The organism is Pseudomonas sp. NS1(2017) (assembly GCF_002269425.1).
Classification (GTDB): domain Bacteria; phylum Pseudomonadota; class Gammaproteobacteria; order Pseudomonadales; family Pseudomonadaceae; genus Aquipseudomonas; species Aquipseudomonas reactans.
This window is the reverse complement of the sequence record NZ_CP022960.1, coordinates 1537064-1557997: the sequence shown is the minus strand read 5'-3', so window position 1 is coordinate 1557997 and position 20934 is coordinate 1537064. Positions and strand designations below refer to the sequence as shown.

At 53.8% G+C, this 20934-nt stretch carries 13 protein-coding genes and 3 pseudogenes; 6 read left to right on the top strand and 10 right to left on the bottom strand.

Annotation, left to right across the window (positions count from 1 at the left end):
* The first annotated feature begins 6 nt into the window (after positions 1-6).
* Positions 7-258: a helix-turn-helix domain-containing protein gene (locus CI807_RS07425; RefSeq protein WP_095014222.1), complete on the top strand. Its 252-nt coding sequence runs from the start codon at positions 7-9 to the stop codon at positions 256-258.
* 90 nt (positions 259-348) lie between these two features.
* Here the strand turns inward: CI807_RS07425 and CI807_RS07420 are convergent, their stop codons facing one another.
* The 3 genes and pseudogenes from CI807_RS07420 to istA form a co-directional block, all read right to left on the bottom strand.
* On the bottom strand, positions 349-1002 hold the full coding sequence (locus CI807_RS07420) for a type I restriction enzyme endonuclease domain-containing protein (RefSeq protein ID WP_095014221.1): 654 nt from the start codon (positions 1000-1002) through the stop codon (positions 349-351).
* Positions 1003-1083: 81 nt separating this feature from the next.
* Positions 1084-1871 (bottom strand): annotated as a pseudogene (istB, locus tag CI807_RS07415) (IS21-like element ISPsy20 family helper ATPase IstB).
* Positions 1864-3352: pseudogene (gene istA, locus CI807_RS07410) on the bottom strand (IS21 family transposase). The pseudogenes istB and istA overlap by 8 nt, the downstream one beginning before the upstream one ends.
* Before the next feature lie 728 nt (positions 3353-4080).
* Between istA and CI807_RS31730 the strand changes: the two are divergent.
* The 3 genes and pseudogenes from CI807_RS31730 to CI807_RS07390 form a co-directional block, all read left to right on the top strand.
* Positions 4081-5143, top strand: a pseudogene (locus CI807_RS31730) (IS5/IS1182 family transposase); the annotation flags it as partial.
* Positions 5144-6452: 1309 nt separating this feature from the next.
* A complete protein-coding gene (locus CI807_RS31725) occupies positions 6453-6665 on the top strand; it encodes a hypothetical protein (protein WP_095017517.1) in 213 nt (70 codons plus the stop codon).
* A 749-nt stretch (positions 6666-7414) separates the two neighbouring features.
* Positions 7415-7744: a hypothetical protein gene (locus CI807_RS07390; protein ID WP_095014220.1), complete on the top strand. Its 330-nt coding sequence runs from the start codon at positions 7415-7417 to the stop codon at positions 7742-7744.
* A gap of 527 nt (positions 7745-8271) precedes the next feature.
* Here the strand turns inward: CI807_RS07390 and CI807_RS07385 are convergent.
* Positions 8272-9693 (bottom strand): mannose-1-phosphate guanylyltransferase/mannose-6-phosphate isomerase, encoded by a 1422-nt coding sequence (locus tag CI807_RS07385; RefSeq protein ID WP_095014219.1) that lies wholly within the window; start codon positions 9691-9693, stop codon positions 8272-8274.
* Between the two features lie 345 nt (positions 9694-10038).
* Between CI807_RS07385 and CI807_RS07380 the strand changes: the two genes are divergently transcribed.
* Together CI807_RS07380 and galE are read left to right on the top strand one after the other, a co-directional pair.
* The gene (locus CI807_RS07380; protein WP_095014218.1) at positions 10039-11175 is read left to right on the top strand and encodes a glycosyltransferase family 1 protein; all 1137 of its coding nucleotides are present in this window, start codon (positions 10039-10041) and stop codon (positions 11173-11175) included.
* A 74-nt stretch (positions 11176-11249) separates the two neighbouring features.
* Positions 11250-12263, top strand: a complete 1014-nt coding sequence (gene galE, locus CI807_RS07375) for a UDP-glucose 4-epimerase GalE (RefSeq protein WP_095014217.1) — start codon at positions 11250-11252, stop codon at positions 12261-12263.
* 88 nt (positions 12264-12351) lie between these two features.
* Here galE and CI807_RS07370 read toward each other — a convergent pair whose 3' ends face one another.
* The 6 genes from CI807_RS07370 to CI807_RS07345 all read right to left on the bottom strand — a co-directional run bounded on the left by CI807_RS07370 (position 12352) and on the right by CI807_RS07345 (position 20932).
* The gene (locus CI807_RS07370; protein ID WP_095014216.1) at positions 12352-14280 is read right to left on the bottom strand and encodes a DUF4214 domain-containing protein; all 1929 of its coding nucleotides are present in this window, start codon (positions 14278-14280) and stop codon (positions 12352-12354) included.
* 446 nt (positions 14281-14726) lie between these two features.
* A complete protein-coding gene (locus CI807_RS07365) occupies positions 14727-16943 on the bottom strand; it encodes a glycosyltransferase (protein ID WP_095014215.1) in 2217 nt (738 codons plus the stop codon).
* Positions 16940-17866, bottom strand: coding sequence for a hypothetical protein (locus CI807_RS07360; RefSeq protein WP_095014214.1), 927 nt, complete (start codon positions 17864-17866; stop codon positions 16940-16942). Before CI807_RS07360 ends, CI807_RS07365 begins: the two co-directional genes overlap by 4 nt.
* Complete coding sequence (locus tag CI807_RS07355) at positions 17863-19125, bottom strand: ABC transporter ATP-binding protein (RefSeq protein ID WP_095014213.1); 1263 nt, start codon at positions 19123-19125, stop codon at positions 17863-17865. Before CI807_RS07355 ends, CI807_RS07360 begins: the two co-directional genes overlap by 4 nt.
* Positions 19122-19916, bottom strand: coding sequence for an ABC transporter permease (locus CI807_RS07350; protein ID WP_095014212.1), 795 nt, complete (start codon positions 19914-19916; stop codon positions 19122-19124). The genes CI807_RS07355 and CI807_RS07350 overlap by 4 nt, the downstream gene beginning before the upstream one ends.
* Before the next feature lie 20 nt (positions 19917-19936).
* A complete protein-coding gene (locus tag CI807_RS07345; RefSeq protein ID WP_095014211.1) occupies positions 19937-20932 on the bottom strand; it encodes an acyltransferase in 996 nt (331 codons plus the stop codon).
* Between the last annotated feature and the right edge of the window lie 2 nt (positions 20933-20934).

Sequence of the window (20934 nt, the reverse complement as noted above, 5' to 3'; positions counted from 1 at the left end):
ACGGCTATGACCAAGGCTATTTACCGACGCGAACACGTGATCTTTCTGCGGGTGCTAAAGCGTATGCGCGTTGAATCAGGGATGACCCAGGCCCAGTGCTCCGCAGCGCTAGGAAGGCCGCAGTCGTTCATGAGTGATGTCGAGAGAGGGGTAAGACGGCTGGATACGGTTCAGCTTCGTGACTTGTGCCTTGTTCTGAATAGTGACCTCGTAAGCTTCGCCGCCGCGTTCGAGGCCACCCTTAGGGAGGGCTCATGAAGGGACGCGGAAAACAGGTACAAATTGACGGGCCCAGGACAACGGGCGTTCCTTCTTTGGTGGCGCTTCAGATAGTATCCGCAGCCAAAATCAAGCAGCCCACTTTCGCCCCTCGCTCGCATAGCCCACTATCAACTCGAATACATTGTCGCACTTCTCTTTAAACGTCACGCGATCATAGCTATCAGGAAGATTACTGTGTAGAACCTGTTCCACTGTAGTTCTAACCACACGCTTGCTTTGACCGTCCTTAAACCAATCCTGCACTAAAACTTTAGGTTGGCCTTCTAAAAGTCGAATCAAAAGAGACTTGGCTGCTAGTTTAACCTTTTGATTTTCCTCAATCGTCATATTTTCTTTCTTCAGAAGATCAAATAGCTCCAATTCGTCTTCGCTCAGTCCCTCTTGAGTATGACGCTCTGCCTCGGAGCTGAGTGCTTCGAGATAAAGCATCAACTCCTCGTGATAGTCTTCAGTAGCAGAACCACCGGAGTTATAACGGTCAATGATCTCCCGCAAGCGTTGGGCAAAGTCGCTACGGGTTTTATTGGCGGCTAGCATCTGCGCCACCTTTCTTTCCAGAAATCCACGCAGATCGGCGATTTCAATATTCTTATAAGTAGTTTGCTTGAACTCTTCGCGTAGTTTGTCGAAATCAATATTGTGTTGGCGCTGATTGAAAAGTGACCCACCCTGCCGATTGAAAATTGACCCAGGACGGATTGCTGATTTTTGCCCCAGCAATTGTGGATAAGCTTAGCAGCAGTAGTCCGATTGAAGACGCATCAAGCCCCACCGCATGCAGCAGGGCATTTATGGTGCGGATCAAAATGGCTCATCGTCCTCGACATCATCTCCGTCCTTGCGCTTTCGTTCCCGTGACTTGATCTTTGTCTGGGCGGCCAAGGTGCTGTGTTGTAGGCGATAGGACTCGTTGCCCTTTTCGACGATGTGGCAGTGATGTGTCAGCCGATCCAACAACGCGGTGGTCATCTTGGCGTCGCCAAACACACTCGACGATTCCGAGAAGCTGAGGTTGGTGGTGATGACCACGCTGGTGTGTTCGTACAGTTTGGACAGCAGGTGAAATAACAGGGCACCGCCGCTTTGGCTAAAGGGCAAATATCTCAGCTCATCCAGTATCACCAGGTCTGGGCGATTCGCCCTGCCTTGCCATCGTACTTCTCACGCTCCAGCAGATTCACCAGATCCACCGTGGAAAAGAAGCGCAGGCGTTTGTTGTGGGCCGTGATTCCGGATACAGCCAAGGCACTGGCCAGGTGTGTTTTCCCGGTTCCAGGGCCGCCGATGAACACGACATTCTGCGCCGTTTCAGTGAACGCCAAGCTGGATAGATCGCTGACCAGCCGGGCATCAGCGCTGGAAGCGCTGAAGTCAAAGCCAGCTAGGTCACGGTGCATGGGGAGTTTTGCCATGTTCATCTGATGATTCACCGAGCGCACCGCGCGATCCGCATGTTCCTGCTGAAGCAGATGTTCCAGCAGCCATTTCGATGAAGCCGTCGACGCTGTTCCTTGAGAGACCAGTTCTTCCCAGGCACTGGCCATGCCGTGCAGGCGAAGTTCTTTGAGTTCAGTCATTAGGTCACGCATTGCGATTCTCCTCATCGGTCGCACGGAGCCGGTCGTAGCGTGCCGTATTGGCAACAGGCGCGACCTTGAGTTGCAGGCTGGTTTCTACACAGGGAGGCGGTGCGGTGGAGGTCAGGCGGGCAACGACATTTAGGATGTGATCGGCGCTCAGACTTCCCGATTCAAGTACCAGCTCCACCGCCACCAGCACTGGTTCGAGACCCGCAATTGGCACAGCAGCCAGTACCTGCATCATGATTCGATCACCCTTGGTGTGACGCCTCAGTCCTCGTTTGAGAAGCCGTAACGGTTTTGGCAGGTCGGCAAATGGCGCGCCATTGCGCAATGCACCAGGCTTGCGTTCGATGAGTGGGATGTAGTGCTGCCAGTCAAAACTGACCTGATCTCGATCAAAGAGGCGCTCATGGCTGGCGATCACCGTTTCGTCGGTAATGACCACGATCCGCGAAGGGTACAAACGGCTGCTGACCCACTGGCCGACTCGCTCACATGGCACTGAATAGCGATTTCGCGCCACGCTGATCAGACAGGTGCTGGAGACCCGCACGGTACGCTCGACGTAGCCCTCAAATGCCGTCGGCATTGGCATCATTTCGACCTGCTCCAGCTCCAAGACCTCGGCCACCGTCAGCCCGTTGTACTGCGGATGCACCAGTTCGCTCCAGAGCGACCGGCAACGCTGGCCGAGCCAGACATTCAGTTCCTCAAAGGTATGGAACATGCAATTTTGAGCATCGAGCCAGATTGTCCTGCACGTTCTTTTCGACGATGCCTTTCTCCCAGCCAGAGGCCACGTTGCAGAAGTCCGGATCGAACAGATAGTGCGCGCACATCACGGAAAACCGGGCGTTGACCGTGCGGCCTTTGCCTTTGTTAACCTTGTCGACAGCCGTTTTCATGTTGTCGTAGATGCCGCGACGCGGCACACCACCCAACGCTCTAAACGAACGGGTGTGGGCATCAAACAGCATCTCGTGGCCTTGGCTGGGGTACGCAACCAACCAGAATGCGCGGCTTGCGCACAGCTTCATGTGGGAGACCTGGATACGTCGAAAAAGACCACCGATCAGCAGACCTTCTTCGCTCCAGTCAAATTGAAAGGCCTCACCGAGCGCAAACGTCAGCGGTACAAAAGCGCGTAAAGACTTGCCTTGCTCGCCTCGCCAAGAGCGCACAAACGCCGTGAGCTGGCTGTAACCGCCGTCATAACCCTCGGCCTTGATCTGCTCAAAAAGTGCTTTGGCGCTCCTGCGGTTGTGTTTTGGCCGGAACGAATCGGCCTTGAGCGCCTGCTCCAGGGTCTCGCGAAAAGGGCTGAGCTTATTGAAGGTTGCGCACCGTTGGTACGCTGGCTGAGTGGCTTCGGGCGCTCTGACCCATTTTCGGATGGTGTTTCTAGACAGCCCGGTACGCTTGGCTATCTGATGCAGCGAGAGCTTGTCGCGGAAGTACATCCGCCGGATTTTTCCCAACATTTCCATGCTGATCACCCTGTGATCTCCTGCTCGAAAAGTGAGCAGAAGCAGTTGAACACCTGGGTCAGTTTTCAGTCGGCAGAACAGCCTCTACTGGGTCAGTTTTCGGTCAGCGGCAACACCTTGTATTACAAGGGGATAGCGCTCCTGACAGAAACCTGTCCTAGTTCTGAAAGTCGTTTTTGCCACAAATTTGCCACACTCAAAAGTGGCGGGAATGGTCGAAATGGCAACAATCAGGAATCGCGGCGAGTATCAGTGGGAAGCGCAAATCCGCCGTAAGGGCTACCCAGCCCAGCGCAAAACCTTCGAAACCAAATCCGATGCCCAAGCCTGGGCACGTATTACATCCTCAACGCTTTAAAACTTCGTGAGCGCCGTGCTTACGGCACCGATGCCGACGCCTCACACGATAATCCATGGATACGGCCCATTGTCCAACTGGCGTTTGAGACAGCCATGCACCGTGGCGAAATTTCGAGCTGCGCTAGAAGCATGTGAACCCGGGTCGTAGGACAGCACACCTGCCTACAACGAAGAACGGGCTGCCGAAAACCATCCCGCTTTCGCCAAAAACTATCCAGTTGCTCAAGGATTTGCCGCGCTCGGCGTGTGGGCGAGTCGTCCCCACCACGACTGATGCGCTCAATAAGGCCTTTGTGTGCGGATTCGACGCTACCCGGATATTCAGGCCACCAACATCCGGACACCCGTTCAACGTTCATTCGGACACCCGAGGCGTTTGCCGCCAGTTCGTTGTGCTATGTCAACAGTTGGGAATGTTTGGAAAGAATCTGGCCGACATCGATGATAGTAAATTCCAAGCAGTCAACAACCGCGACCGCAATGCCACCCGCGCCAAATTGAAGCGGCGAATGGAAGAGATTGTATCGACCATCAACTATGAACTAGCCGCACTCGGTGCGGCCGATCAGCAAGAACCTACAGCTTTCGAGCCCAGCGCCGGGCGGCGGGAAGAGGAAATCGCCAAAGCTCAATTCAAATAAAAAAGCTTCAAGCCATCGAAATCCAGCTCAATGACTCGCCGGGATAAAAAGGTCTCATTAAGCTATTCAGATAGCCGTTCCGTGATGATCCGCAGTACGGGAATCCTCGGCTACCGTGCAGACAGCCGCCGATATTCAACACTATTTGATCGCTGCACATGAGAGGACCAACGCCGGTTTCGCGCGATCAACTCAGTTCGATGGCCAAGCAGGCTCGCGACGCTATAGCTTCAGGCAGTGTCGTTCGTGGCTGACCGAGTTTACTCCAGTAGTGAGCAAATCCTGGCTTGTCACGATGCGGGAATCACCGCCGATGTGCCCAAGCCGATGATCGCTGGAGCCAAAGCAGACGGGCATTTCAATTGCATGCCTTCATCTAAGATGCGGCAAAAACGAATGCGTTTGCCCGCTGGAGAGATATTGTTTCGGCGCTATACCAATATTCCCAAAAGCCTGACGTCCACCGTTACTGTAGTTCTAATTTCCAGGGATGCGTGCTGAAATCGAAGCGTACACCGAGCACCCAACGGCGAGTTCGGCGATGGGAGCATGACGCCGTATTGGAGAAAATGCAGAACCGGCTGAGCAATGCGTCGGAGATGATGCGGACCGAAAACGGACGGTGTAGCATCCCTTCGAAGCGCTTAAACAATAGATGTGCGACGCATTTCATGACGCAAAAGCTGATCGGGGCGAGTGCACAGATGAGCCTGAACGTGCTCGCCCGCAACTTGAAACGGGTGATAAAATCATTGGCAATACGAGCCTGCTGAAAGCGCTCGCAGCATAGAAACTGTCGTCTTTTTATAGATGTTTTGAGGCTTTGCCTGCGGTCGACAGTGCCTCGATAGCAGTTGACAGCGGCAGCCCCATTCGAAAGGCAATGCGCAGCACATGAGCGGTTGACCGATCGCGATAACAAAACATCAAGAACACCGAACTGCGTTTATACACACTCCGGACCAGAAGCAGTCATTGTCCAGTGACTCCCCTGGTCAAATTGACCACGAAATTGCAGATCCCCCCATAATCGCTTAACCTGCGCACAACGCTCATCGATTTTCTATCGCGAGGCCCAGTACGAAACGATCGCACACAAAACACAAGCTTTGCGCATGTTATCTAAGACCACCAGCCACTTACCTTCGAGCGTCATTATCTAACGGGGTAGATATACATTTTATGGGTTTCAGTTATAGGGATGTGAATTCAGTTGGTTGAGGGCTCGTGCTCAACGATACGCAGAGGAACGCCTTATGTTGCTTCGCACCCTCCTGCTGCGCGGCCTACCAGATGAAGATACATGTGACTTTGCCACGGTCGCAGTTGGATGGGGTGCAAAAATTATTTTTACATGACATCATAAGCCAGTAGCCCCACCTTCCCGGTATTCTGACCGATACGACTATTTGAGGTATGATTCAAAGACGGGACGTGTGGCGTGAGATAAAAATTGATTCCAGAACCTCCTCCGTAGGTTACAGCATCGCGCACGGGCCCCTGATTGTTGTTGATACCCACGATGATGCCGCACTTGGGGAGTGCTGGACGTAATCAAGCTACCAATAGTAAGGTTGCGACACTCAAAAAGCTTGAATGTGGCGGAGCGAAGCTTTTTTTGAAACCGCTGAACCGGACTCTTCGACTGTTAACTTTGATAAGAGCTGTGGTCATTTGAATGCCGGTGCGTGGACTAGATGACGTTTCCTCACAAGATTATGAGACGGTGCCGCTTATCAGACCAAACAATAACTGTGCATCAGCAGAGGGCTGCTACGAATTGGAAATCAGAAAGCTCACCTACTCCAAGGATAGACATGTCGAAGATAATTGTTCTATTATTACCGTTAATGCTTATGGGTTGCGCGACTAGAACATCAGAACCGCACTTTTTTCCTAAAGGCAATATGCCTATGACACAGCAGGAATATCAGGAGGCCCAGTCGCAGCTTCGCCAGTCTGCGTGCCGCGGATTATAGATGGCTCTTGCTTGAAGGCGATTTAAATCCAGCCTTGATGTGGCGCAGGCAATTTTCAAACTCACTGCCATACCGGTAGAATATATAAGCCAGAGACTAGCCGACGATATTAGGTTAAAAATGAAAACCAATGCTCCCAGCCTAGACATAAAGCGCGACTTGCAAGGCATCGCCTCTGACCTCAAGTGGTCCGCTGTAGAGCTTAGGAGAATTGCCGAGCGCTTGAGTCTTGCAGGCAACGAGGCAGATGCCCAAGCTTTGTTGCGAATGTGTGCAGTGCTTCGTGCGGATGAAGATCGGCTGACAGGCTATTCCGAGGGACGGATGGCGTAGAAAAAATTCGACCTAATAGAAGTAGGAGCAGCGTCTGCCGCAACGGTTACCGTTAGGACCGCCACGTTATATTCGCAGAGCTTTCATGCCAAAACCGCGCGACGCTCTTAGTGCACTTGAGCGACAAGCACTGCGGATCGCGTGAAAGAAAATCCAATGCCAATCTGCCGCCAAGTCAGATTAGCACCATAGTTACCTGCAGCTATTTGATGAAGGAAGCTATGCGATCTTACATGCATCCTTCAACCGCATTTTGCGCTAGACGGATTAGCAGTATTACCGCTCTCCGGGCAAACGGCATATCACCATGAAGCGCCGACGCCTTTCGCTGCGACTCCGGCAAAATTAGGCGCAGCGGCGGAATTTCATTTACCTGCCGCTTACGGCTCGAGGAAGGTCTACTGTCTCGGTTAGACCAAGAATATAACCTAAAAATGACGGCTGAACGCCTTACGAAGCAGAGAGAGCGGCGAAACGCGCCAACGATATGCTGAGCTTACTGACTGGGAATAGCATTAGATCCAATCCTACACGTATTCCCAGCCCACTCAGTTACTTCGACGTTAATTTCGGCCTGTAGTGCCAACAATTAGCGCGTATTTCACCGCTCATAGTTTTTGGTATATTTTTTCAACACACGGTAGAGAGAATACTTAATAAAAAATTTTTTAATTCATCGTAAATACTTTTCCCAGCGGGATCAATTGCGATGAATAACTTTACAAACAATGTCTTTGTTGAGAAATAATATGGCTACAGAACTGACAGAAGAAGAGATGCGACGCGCACTGTTTGGAGGGCTTGAGGCTACGAGTCCGGCGACTGCGAATGAAAGAAAGCTCGGCACGAACGCCACCATCGCAGAGCTGCCAAAACTCGCAAAAAAGAAGACAGTGTTAACGGGCTTTACTCCCAGAATAAGGGTTACGCTGCGGGTGGGGAATGAATTTGAAGGCGAAATGTATGAGCTAATACATGAGGCTGATACGCTGAGCTCACTGGTAGCGGAGCAAGATGCTACTCGAAAGGCAAGGAAAAAATTTAAATTTATCGAAGTGATTTCGGTCGTGTCGGTATAGGTAGACTTCATGACATAAATCATTCGCTTGGCAGGCGCTCTCGCTGACAAGCTCCTAATCCGACTACCTTAACGATATACGTCGATTGGACTGAAATCTCAAGCAAGTAGTGTTGTTGCGGCGCAACGTAACGCGCCCAACCCAAGCAACGTAACAACGCATTAACTGAATACCGCTCCGCAAATTTTATAGTCTTAGAATACTCTTCAGAGACACGCAAGCATTAATATCAACATCAACAATACGCTCCGGCGCATTCCTGGCGCATACTACAGTGGGTCAACATCCAGCTACGCCTCCTCACTGCGCAAACGCACCAGCACTTCATACACCCCGTACGATTACGTTCCCCCTACGCCGGAAGAGGCAAGCCGGCGCCAGCATTTATTTCGTATTCCTTTCTGAGCCGCCGACCCGCAGATGCACCCATGACCGATCAGCGAGAATGAGGCAATCAGAGGTTCGATAATCCCGCGTGAACGCACGACTACCTTAGATAATTAATCCTACAGCCACACGAGTAATGGCTAACTATTTTCCAGACGCCCGTAGCGGTCTTCGAAGCGCACGATGTCGTCCTCTCCCAAGTAAACACCCGATTGCACTTCAATTAGCTCCAACGGCACCTTGCCCGGGTTAGACAGCGAATGCCGGACGCCCAGCGGGATGTATGTAGATTGGTTTTCCGACAGGATCAGCTCTTGCTCGCCGCAGATGACACGTGCGGTACCTGATACCACAATCCAATGTTCAGCTCGGTGATAGTGCAGCTGCAAAGATAGAGATTCTCCAGGTAACACGCTAATGCGCTTGACTTGGTAACGCTCGCCCTTGTCCACTGTGTCGTAATGCCCCCAAGGGCGGTTGACCAATGGATGACTGACGAACTCCGAACGATCTCCGGCCTGCAGGTGCCTGACTACATCCCTGACCTGTTGACTGTCATGCTTGCTAGCAATCAGCACCGCATCCTTGGTCTCGATGATGATAAGATTTTCAACGCCAACCGCCGCGACCAGTCGGTGATGAGACTGTACAAGGCAATCTCGTGTGCCCAGGGCTATCACGTCGCCCTCAAGGCGATTGGAGTTGGCATCATGGGGCCCCACATCCCAGATCGCCGACCAGCTACCCAAGTCGTTCCAGCCTGCATTTAGCGGGACGACAAGGCCGGCAGTAGTGCGCTCCATCACAGCGTAATCTACCGACTCCTCCTCGCATAATGAGAACTGTTCGGCCTGCACATGAGTGAAGTGTCTGTCGATCTGCGCATGCTCCATGGCGACCCGACAAGCGCTCAATATATCAGGGCGGTGCCGCTCTAGCTCTCCTAGGAACACCGAGCCCCGAAACATAAACATTCCACTGTTCCACAGGTATTCTCCTGAATTCAGGTATTGGGCGGCCAATTCCGGAGATGGCTTTTCCTTGAATGCCCCAATGGCAAAGCCGCCCCTTTCCACTGCCTGACCGCACTGGATGTAACCAAAGCCGGTTTCTGCGCTAGTAGGAGTAATCCCAAATGTCACCAGGCGGCCAGCTTCAGCATGGATCTGAGCTACGCGCACGGCTTCACGAAAAGCGTCTTCATCATGAATATGATGGTCCGCCGACAGCACCAGCAAAATCGGGTCACTACCATCTGCCATAGCCTCCAGTGCCGCCAAGGCGATGGCCGGAGCAGTATTGCGCGCCAGCGGTTCTAAGATAATACGACGACTAGCAACATTGGCCACTCGCAATTGCTCGGCCACAATAAAGCGATGTTTTTCATTACTGACTATCACAGCAGGCGAATGATCCAGGCCCCGCAGACGGGCCAACGTGCGCTGGAACATGGTACCCTGATCTTGGCCATCCAGAGCCAGAAATTGCTTGGGAAAACTCTGGCGCGAAAGCGGCCAAAGGCGCGAACCATTACCGCCAGCCAGGATTACAGGGGTAAACATCGGGAACTCCATGCTTTTCGCCGCAGGCGCGAACGATGCTGGCATTATCCAATTGGTTTCCCACGAATGCAACCTGATTACTAATGACCGAAAACGATGTCCACGCAGCTGGTATATTAATCCAAAGTTAACATTAAAATATAAATCAACAATGGATTTTATAGCCGAATTTAATTGTAGTTAGTTATATATCTCCAGCCATTAGTTAACGATTACGCTTTGCGCTCAGTTACACGCAAATATGGTAACCTCAGCGCCCAACATCGGTACTGTATTAACCGACCTACCCAACTTGAGGGCTGAGCGCTATGGGCTCAATCCTCGACAAGACGAGACAGCTTGGATATGAAACTTGGCTATGGTTGTACCGTCTGGGCAAATGGCGCACGTGCTGGCCATCATGATGGTATCGGTACTTATACTAGCGCGCTCTGGCAGGGGCTGAACGAACTCTCACCGGACGCTATTCACGTGCAGCCGTATGCATTTGGTCGTGACTGGCCGCCGCTTCCCTGCGGCGCTCCGCGACGGCTGGCCAAAAACTTTCCAGTGCATGCCCTGCTCAGTGGAAGCATGGGTCTCACCTTGCCTAGCTCAAAAGCGATTGCCGGCAGCATAGACCTGTTTCACGCCACCGATCATCTGATACCCAATATCGCTGGCGTGCCCACGATCGCCACTATCATGGACCTGATTCCATTGCTGCACCCGGAGTGGATCAAGAACAACCTGCGTCCGCTCAAGAGTTGGCTGTTCAAACAGTCGATTTTCAAGGCAGACCACATCATCACCATTTCGCAGCACAGCCGTCAGGACATGATTCATCATCTGAACATTGCACCCGAGCGCATCAGCGTCACACCGCTGGGTGTTGACCCCGCCTATTTTCAGCGCGTCGATCCGGAACAACGCGAGATCGTGCTGACGAAGCATGAGTTGCCACCGGGGTTTTTTCTGTTCATAGGCACGTTGCAACCGAGAAAAAACCTGCTGCGCACACTTCAGGCGTTTAAACAGCTTCCGGCCAATGTGCGCAAGGCCCATCCGCTGGTGATTGTGGGACGAGACGGCTGGAATAACGGCGACCTGCTGCCTCAATTGGAAGCGCTAGAACGAGCCGGCGAAGGGCGCTGGCTGCGTTATTTGCCACAGAGCGATGTGTTCGCGCTGCTGCAAAGCGCCAGTGCGCTGGTGTTTCCTTCTTTATATGAAGGTTTCGGACTGCCGGTGATTGAAGCGTTCGCGGCGCAGTGCCCAGTGATCGCGTCCAATAGCAGCTCGTTGCCGGAAGTGGCTGCCGGTGCCGCGTGGGAGGTAGACCCACACTGCGTGGACAGCATCCACGCAGCGCTGCAGGCTGTGTTGACCGATGCGCCACTGCGCGAGCACAAAGTGCGCAGCGGTCTGCAGCGCGCACGGCATTACACCTGGCATGAATGTGCCCGGCAAACCTTGGAGGTGTATACAAAGGTGCTGGGTTAAGCTGCCTTTGCCCGCCCTTCAAACGCGGAAGGGTAAGGATTCCCACCTATTACATAAAGGAGTATTCGACTGATATGAAAATATTGGTAACCGGAGGTGCGGGCTATATCGGCTCGCACACTACATTGGCCCTGCTGGAAGCTGGACTTGACGTGGTGGTGCTGGACAACCTCTGTAACAGTTCGCCAGTCTCGCTTTCGCGCGTAGAGGAGTTAGCCGCCCGCGCACTGACATTCGTAGAGGGCGATATCAATGACCGCGCTTTGCTCGATCGTGTTTTCGCCGACCACAGCATCGACGCGGTCATGCACTTCGCCGGCCTCAAAGCAGTGGGCGAAAGCGTTGCCGAACCGTTGCTGTATTACCGCAACAACGTCGCCGGCACGCTCACCCTGTGCGAAGCCATGGCCGTCGCCAACGTTTTCAAACTTGTGTTCAGCTCATCGGCCACGGTGTATGGCGAGCCTGGCGAGATGCCGCTGCACGAGCAACTGCCAACCGGCTCAGCGACCAACCCATACGGGCAATCGAAGGTCATGGTAGAGCGTTGCCTCAGCGATTTGGGCGCTGCTGACCCACGCTGGAGCATCGCGCTGTTGCGCTATTTCAACCCGATAGGCGCGCACAGCAGCGGTTTGATTGGGGAGAACCCCAACGGGCTGCCCAACAACCTCTTGCCGTATATCAGCCAAGTGGCTGCGGGCAAGCTGGCGGAGCTGGCGGTGTATGGCAATGACTACCAGACCGTTGATGGCACCGGCGTTCGCGATTACATCCATGTGGTGGACTTGGCGGATGGGCACCTAAAAGCGTTGCATGCCATTGAAGCCGCTACCGGTGTTGCGGTGTGGAATCTGGGCACGGGGGTCGGCTATAGCGTATTGCAAATCATCGAAGCGTTTGAGAAGGCCAGCGGATGTAAGATCCCATACCGGCTAGCGGCAAGGCGCCCTGGCGACACTGCCGAGTGTTGGGCCGATAGCGGCAAGGCCAATCGAGAGCTGGGATGGCAAGCCACGCGTGGCCTGGCAGACATGATGACGGATACATGGCGCTGGACTCGCCAAAACCCGACGGGTTATCCCTGACACCGACACGTGATAACCGCCCACAAAAAACCCCGGCCGAAGCCGGGGTTTTTTATTTCAAGCAAACCCGAAGGTCAGCGAGAAATCCTTACGCTACGTGAACGAAACCGTTCTCGAAGGTCAGGGTGTTGGCGTTAACACCAGTCAGTACGATGTTTGCAACATCGTTAGCAGGTGCAGCACCGGCGTTGGCGAAAGCCTTGGCTTCGACGTGAACGATGGTGTTAGCACCGCTCTGCTCGAAGAATACTTCCAGAGCGCTAGCGTTACCGGCTGCGTACAGGTCACTAATAGTTTTGGTAGCGTCAGTGGCGCCGCCGAACTTGTACTGAGTACCGATGAACAGCTCGTCGCCGGTGGCGAAGCCAGCACCAATAGTAACGGTGCCAGCAACGCCAACTTTTGCAGCATCAGCTACGAACAGGTCTTTACCGGGGGTCAGCGTGCCGACGTTGTAGCCAAGGTCAGCGATAGCTTTTTCAGCAGCAACAACTTTATCCGAAGCAGCAGTGTGCGCGTCGTAAGCAGCAACGACCTTGACTTGATCAGCTTGCTCTTTCGTCACGGCAGCAGCCGCATCAGCTACAGCTTTGATCTGACCATCACGTGCAGTGACTGCAGCTTCAGCGGCCAGCAGTGCAGCGCCTTTGCCAGAACCTTCGGTGGAAAATGCGAGGTCAGCTTTCACAGAAGCATCATAAGCCGCGTCGCGAGCTTCAGCTTTGGTGATAGCGGTTTGCAGAGCGGTTTCAGAGGCTGTAGCAGGAGTGCTAACAGGAACTACAAAAGCATTGTCGGCGCCATCGAGGAAATTCTCGACCAGCGTTTTCTGAGCAGCCGCGATAAAGGCTGCATCACCGTCAACGCCAACTTTCAAGTTCAATACTGCGTTAACCTGGTTGACCAGATCACCAACAGTGACATTAGTGGTGTCGTTCAGCTCAGTGCTAACCAGACCACCTGCCTTAACATAGGCGCTCAGAGCGTCCTGTACCGCAGTCAGTACAGCCAGATCGGTAGTCGAAGCCAGTGCAGTCTTAGCGTTGTTAGCAGTAACCTGCAGAGCCTTGACAGCGGAGTCATTATCGACAGCTGTTTGCGCCTGGGTAGCAGCAGTTTTCAGAGCCACGTCGCTGTTCAAAGCACGAGCGGCTGTCAGAGCATTGGTAGAATCTGCAACGTCTTTCTGAGCATCAGCTACCGAAGAGTTAGCGTCGCTAACTGCGGCCAGTGCGGCAGCATCGTCAAAATCAGTAACGAACTTTTCGAGCAAAGCAGCGTCAGTGATTGGGGCGGCGTCAGCAGCGTTATCGGCCAGAGCCAGAGCTTCAAGCGCTTGTGCTTCAGCAACAGTTTTAGCTTGCAAGTCAAACAGGGCAGCGGTCAGAGCCGAGTTCTGACCTACCAGCGAGCCTACTGGATCAGAAGTGCCGACAGCGATGTCGATACGACCTTCAGCAGCAGCGGCAGTAGCCGGATCAGCAGTTACGTTCTTGATAGCTGCTTGAGCGGCAAGGTACGCAGGATCTTGGGTGATGTCACCGGTAGCGGTGATGTTCGAAGCAGCACCGAACTTCTCAGCGAAGTGCAGGCCAACGTTGGCTTTGTTGGTCAGGGTGTCTTGACGACCCTGGGCAACAGCACGCTCTTCGGCGGTCAGGTTGGTGAAGGAAGCAACGTCAACGGTCAGTGCGTCGTTAACGAACTGCGCAACGAAGTTAGCGCGAGCGTCAGCACCACCAGTTTTCAGCTGGCTTACCCAGTAGTCAACACCAGCAGCGTCGCCGGCAGCGCCCAATACGTTCTGGTAAACAGCGTTTACGAATTGAACGTCGGTCAGCGAGCCGTAGGTGGCTGCGAACACTGGGTTGGCTGCGAATTGAACAGCGATGGTGTTAACGGTAGCGTTACCTGTGAACTGGCCTTCCCAGTAGGACAGACCGGCTGCATCTGGAGCGCGTTCGAAAAAAGCAGCGTACAGACCAGCAATTTTTTGTGCGTTAGTAGCGGTAGCCATGAAAATGTAACTCCTTAAGGTTCACTGCAATACTGAGCTCAGTAGCCCGACCGTAGCCGAAGCATGTAGGATTATGCCCACAGGTTATGTAGCCTGCAACCAATCAATCCGTAGTCTATGAGCGGCTTGGAAGTAGGAAGATTCATTAAAAAAAAGCTTTTGATAGGCTTTTAAATAACCATAAGCCTCCATCGCAAGCGCAATGCCCCCCGAAAAACAAGGGGTTCAGGCGAACTCGTGGCGACTTTCCCGTTTGTCGGCTGCTGGTATTCGGCCACTATGCGGTTCTTTCACGGCGCAAATTTTTTCTACAAATACTGTCAAATCGCCACGAGTAGTCGCCTATCTTTAGCATCGCACGCGCTTTGATAGAAATGATCGCACCTCATCCGAGTGGCATTAATCCGGCTCATCTGAGGTAAGGGAACAAGAGGCTTCTTTGCACCTTAGATTCCTGAGCGGGATTTCCGATCTTCAAGACGCTCTTGTAGGGCCAGACCCAAACGAGTGGCGAAAGCGCTTAGGGTGAAGCTTTCTTCGAATCTACGCAAACCGGCTTCACCGTATTGGCGACGCAGTTCGGCCGACTGCACTAGCTGCTTAAGTGCATCGTGCAAGGCATGAACATCTTCCGGCGGCACCAGCAAGCCGGTTTCACCGTGCTGCACGATCTCGACAACACCGCCGCTGCTGCAACCGACGCATGCTTTGCCATAACGCATGGCTTCCAGGTAAATCAAGCCGAAACTTTCGTATCGGCTCGGCGCAACGAAAATGTCGCAGTCGGCATAGACCTGTTGCAGCCGTTGCTCGTCGATTAGACCAGGTATTTCGACCCGAGACATCCACGCAGCACCAGCGTTTTCCTGCTGGAACGCCTGTAGATACGTACGACCGTCTGGTCCCAGCAAACGGTTGTCACCGGCGAGTGTGACGTGCACTTCTGGGTGCGCCTCCAGCAGCGCCGGCAATGCCTGCATCAGAATGTCGATCCCTTTGCGCGTTTCGAACCGACCCAGGTACAACAGTTTAACGATGTTGCCATCCCCAACTGTTGGAGTTGCAGTACCTGCGCGCATGCCAAACGGATGCAGTTGCACTCGCTCATCGGCCAATTGCAAGGCATAGGCTTGCTCCACATCGCGGCGGATGGCCTGTGTGCTGGTGAGAATCAGGTCAGCATTGTTCAGCGCCCACTTCTCGGCTTCGATCATCGGCTGAACGTGGTTTTTAAAGTAGCTGCTGTCAGGGGTCCATTCCGGTTTGCTGTCTTGCATCAAGCGGTAGCTGGTCACCAGGTACAGCGCAACTTTGAACCGCTTACTGGCGATGATCGCCGCAGTGTCGAGGTCCCAAATGGTGCCGACCACCCAGTCAAAGCGGCGGCGGGCACTAACCCGTTCCAACTCGGCGAGGATATTCACGGCATTGTGGCTAACACCCGGCGGCATGTATGGCATGCCATCGGGCGGTGTAATAGCGCTCGCGCCGCCCGGAAGACGATGGACCCACACGCCTTCTTCGAAATCCACGGTATGCGGCATGCCCACCTGTGCGGAGGTCATGACAGTAACTTCATGTCCTTGACGCGCCAGTTCGGTGGCCATCTGGTAAATTATTACGCCCACACCGCCGCAGTCGCTAGGCGGGTAAAGGGTGGTGGTGAAGGCGAGGTGCAACCGTTGCTTTGGAGCCAGCAGCGGCAGAAACGCTTGCCAGGCTTGGTCGGGATTGAACGTCACGACTTTGCGCCACGGATGACTGAAGGCATCTTGGATGCCGGCGTCGAAACCGTCTTCGATTTCCTGGAACATGCGCTTGGCTTCTACTGGCGGCAGCAGCCCGGTTTCTTCTGCCCAGCGTGTATGGGTGCGAAGTTTGCGACGGTGTTTCTCGACGGTGTAGAACGTTTCGCCCAGCGCCATGTCGGGCGTGGCATTCTGCAAGCAGAAGTAAGCAGTGCTGCGGGCGATGGTCAGCCAGGTGCGGGCGATTCCTTTTTCGTTACGTATGTGGCTGGGTGCGTATTTGTGATGGACTTCGGCGCTTGGCATCATCTTGATGTCGTACCCGGCGTCGACCATACGGAAAATTACATCGGTTTCGTCGAGGAAGTAGGCGTACTGCTCATCGAAACCGCCCACCTCATGCAATGCGCTACGCCGAAAGCTGGAGTTCACGCCGATCATGCCCGGTACTTTGAACGCGCCGGCCTTAGCGTGAGGCACATCGGTTGGATGGTTGAGCAGCACTTCGGATTCGCCGTTACGACCACTGACGATGTAGCGGGTTTGGAACTCAACGCCGGTGTGGTTGCGCACGAAGCCGCCCGCCGCCCCGACCGTGCGGTCGATGTAGGCATGGGACAGCTCATTCAGCCAGTCGGGTTCAGGAATGCCATCGTCATCAATAAACGCGACGATGTCGCCCGAGGCTTGGTCAATGCCGATGTTACGTGACATGGACAGGTTGGCCGCGGGGCACGTGGCAATTTTGACTTTGCCTTTCCAGTTGTCGTTAAGATAGCTCAGCGTGCCGTCGGTGCTAGGCCCATCCACAACGATGACTTCAAGATCGGGATAGCGCAGATACTGCAGGGCATCCAATGTATTGGGCAGCGTGTGCATGCGGTTGTAAGTGTTGACGACCAAGCTGATTTTCATGCGCCCAACTTCCTCGCAGTGACTTCCATTTCTCGGCAATCACCATTAACTCGATCAGCCGCCAGCACTTCCAAGTGTCCAAAACCCGCCTCACGCAACAGTTGGCTCAGAGTGTCCGGGCTGTACATGGCGTAATGAAAATCGCCGTCGTAGTCCTGCTTGCCAAAGGTGACTTCGGCAAAGGTATCAAAGCTCATCTCGCCACGTTGGTAGCTGGCAAGCATGGCCTGAGAATCCGGCACCACCAACTGCAGCGTGCCGTCGCTTTTGAGAATGCTATGCCAGTGCGGCAGCAGCACATCGAGCAGGTAGCGGCGCGGGAAATGCTCCAGCAGGTGTGCGGCGTAAATCAGTTCCACTGTGTCGGGTTCAAATGGCAGATTTTCGGCGCCAGAAACAATGTCCACGCCAGGCAATTCACGCACATCGACATTGAGCTTGTCCGGATGAGGAATGTGCCCGCAACCCACGTTAATCCGAACGGGCTGATTGCCAAGTTGTACATGGGGCAGGATGCGCGCCGGGATTGTTGACTGCTTCGCACCTTCACCTGGGGCTGCGGAGGGTTTGACCTTGAGCACCTTGCGCAGCTCGAACATGATCTCGTCGCGCACGAACTCTGTTCGCGCACTTTGATGCCGTTCAGACTTGCCCAACGCAGACTTCCACTCAAGCTGCTCGCGCTTAAGGTTTTTGCTTGCGTTATTGAGCCCCGCGATGGCATTCGCCTGAGCCTTGACCAATTGTTCGACGACTTCAAGACGCTCGGCAAGGCTGCCAACCTGTTGAGCCTGTTCCCAGTTCACTGCTCGCGTGGCACCCTGATTGCGATTACGGACGAAAGCAAGCACTTGCTGCGCCAATGCGCCAATGACAGGCAGGTCGCGAATTTTCAAATAGATCGTTCTCAACAGCTTTTTCATGGATTGACATGATCCAAAGTTTTATTGGGGCCATCTGACAACGAAGTCAGTTCGACATGGGCATCCAGCCAAGCAAGGCCGGCAAAGTGTTTTTTGTGCACGTTGACTACTTTAAACACGTGGGCTAGGTCCAACCAGTCGTAGTTCTTCTCAACATGGGAGCGGTGCGAGCGGGTAAGCGCAACGCTGACGCTATAGGTGCCTTCGCCCAAGTTGAGGTCGAAGCCGAAGGATAGGACCAGCTTTTGTCCTGGCTGCAAGCCTGCCAAGTCTTTGCCATAATCCTTGGAGTTGATCCCGAAAATCCAGTTACCCGCGCGGTCACGAATGACAAAACCGCATACCAACTCGTCAATGGCTTTGTGTACATCAATGACGATGCATAGTTTGACCGGCTCACCGGTGGCGACGGTATCCAGTGGCTGCTCTTGAGCGTCCAGCAGTCGAACCGTATCAATTAACGCCTCGCCCGTACCAGAACGGATGCCGCCACCGTTGGCGTCGCCACTTAGACGTGTATGCTTCAAGTCTGGATCAGCCAGACTGGCATTGTACAGGTCAATGATCTGCTGCGGCGCGCCCACCTTCAGCAACTTGCCCTTGTGCAACAGAACGGCGCGATTGCATAGCGACTGGATACTTGCGCTGTCATGGGAGACAAACAGAAGCGAGGTACCTTGCGCTTGAAAATCGCGAATCAGGCTGAAGCACTTGTGTTGAAAGTAGGCATCTCCTACCGACAGTGCTTCGTCGACGATCAGGATTTCCGGCCGGTAAGCGGTCGCCACCGCGAACGCCACACGCATCTGCATGCCGCTGCTGTAAGTGCGCACCGGATGGTCGAAGTAATCGCCGATTTCGGCAAACTCTTTGATTTCTTCGATGATAGCGGTGATCTGCTCAGTGGTGTATCCGAGCAGGCTAGCTGCATGATAAGCATTTTGGCGACCGGTCAGATCCGGGTGAAACCCCATGCCCAGCTCGAGGATGGCGGCAATCTTACCCTGGACTTCAACATGGCCGGCACTGGCTTTCAACGTGCCGGTGATGATTTTGAGCAGCGTGCTTTTGCCTGCACCGTTTTGACCGATGATACCCACGGCCTCACCGGCCTGGACTTCAAAGTTGATGTCTTGCAGCACCCATACCTCGGCCTTCGGCTTGACGCGCCAGCCGAACCATGACAACACACGGTGAAGCTCCCGATGGTAGGTGCGGTATGCCTTGCCCACACCTTCTACTTTTAATACAGCACTCATAACGCATCCACCATTTCATCACCCGCGCGGCGGTACAACTGGGCGGCAAGAGCACCCATGACCAAGGTGAATACAACGGGATATATCAATAGCATCAAGTCCGGCATACGGCCGAATACCATCACGCTTTGATACGCCTGAATAATGCCAGTCATGGGATTGAGGTAGAGAATGAACTGAAATTTTTGTGGAATCATAGCCATGACGTAGACGATAGGCGTCAGCCAGAAACCGAATTGAATGAATATGGGAATGACCTGGCCCACATCGCGCAAAAACACATTGATAATGCCCAAACTCAACCCCAGACCTAAGGCCAGAAACAGGGTGAGCAGCGTGAGCAGGGGCAGCCAGAAAATGCTCATACCCGGCCAATGACCAAGGCAGGCGAACACCGCAAGACTGACGAGCAGCAAAAGCAGATTGTTGATGAGGCAGCTGCCTGCAAGGATAACCGGCAGAGCAAGCCGGGGAAACGCCATCTTCTTGAGCAGGTTGCCGTTATCGATAAAGACGCCCAGGCTTCGGCTCAAGACCTCGGTAAACAATGACCACCCTAGAATTCCCGCGGTCAGGTAGATCGCATAAGAGTAAGTACCGGCGATACCGGGCAGGCGTGCCGCCATAACGGCCGACAAAATGAACGCGTAGATAACGATCTGGGCGAGAGGATAAATGATCATCCATAACCCGCCCAGCCGGCTGCGGGCAAAACGGGTGGCAAACTCGTTTCGAACCGCGCTTTTTATAAAGTGCCGTGTTCGCCACAGTTCTTGCAGTGCGTTTGTCAACGTTTGCTTCCTAATAAAGTTCAGACAAGTACCCGTGGGCGCAAGTATCGCCACAAAGGTCGCTCAACGCACCAATGACCCGCCGCTGCAAGCAGGGTGCTGAATACCATGACGGAGGGAAATGCGGCCAACCCGGTATGAGGCTGGCCAAGCGACTCAAGGGTCCAGATCACTGGGAAGTGATAAAGAAAGATGCCGAATGACAGCTCCCCGGCCCTTCTATTAAGCAGCTTGAGCCACGGACGGGGACTGGTTTTTTTTTGTAGCATCAGGATCAGCGGCAAACCCACCACCAGCCCTAGCGCCACTTCAAGCCGGAATGGTTGGTGATCGCGAGTCACCAGCAGCGCAAGAGCGTAAAAGCCCATCACCACCCATGCCACACACAACCCCGCCCAGTGACGGGAATTTTGGGGGTACAACGGCGACTGCTCAGCAAGCGCCGACCCCAGGAGAAAAATGAACAAAATGCCAGGCAAAAGCCTGTAGCCATAGTAGTCAGTATGTAGCGTACCGGTCTGGGCCAAGAGAAATACGGCAAAACTGCCCAGGAAAATCAGTCCCAAGCGACAGGTGCCCCAGCTGAACAACATCGGCGTAAGCAGATAAAACTGTAACTCCGCACCCAGCGACCAAGCGGGCGGGATCAGCATAAAGCTCGTCAGTCCGGTGTACATGAAGAAGTTAAGCGGAATCACAGTAAGATTTGCTAACCAGTCCCAGACGGAAGGGTGAAGCGGCAAAAACTCCGAACTCGGGCCAAAATAGAGCCAGACTAGCGTGGAAAGCCCGATGCCTACAAAGTACTGCGGCAGTATGCGAAGTAGACGATCGCGGGCGAATACGGCTATGCAGTTGGGCAGCGTGCGCATACGCGCCCAGAGCCGTACCACTACTTGGCCAGCCAGCAGATAGAAGACAATCACCGCCATAACGCCAAGATTGTATCCATGAAAGCCGATACTCAAATGGCTCATGAGCACTAAACTGGCCAATAGGAATCTCAATAAACCCATTG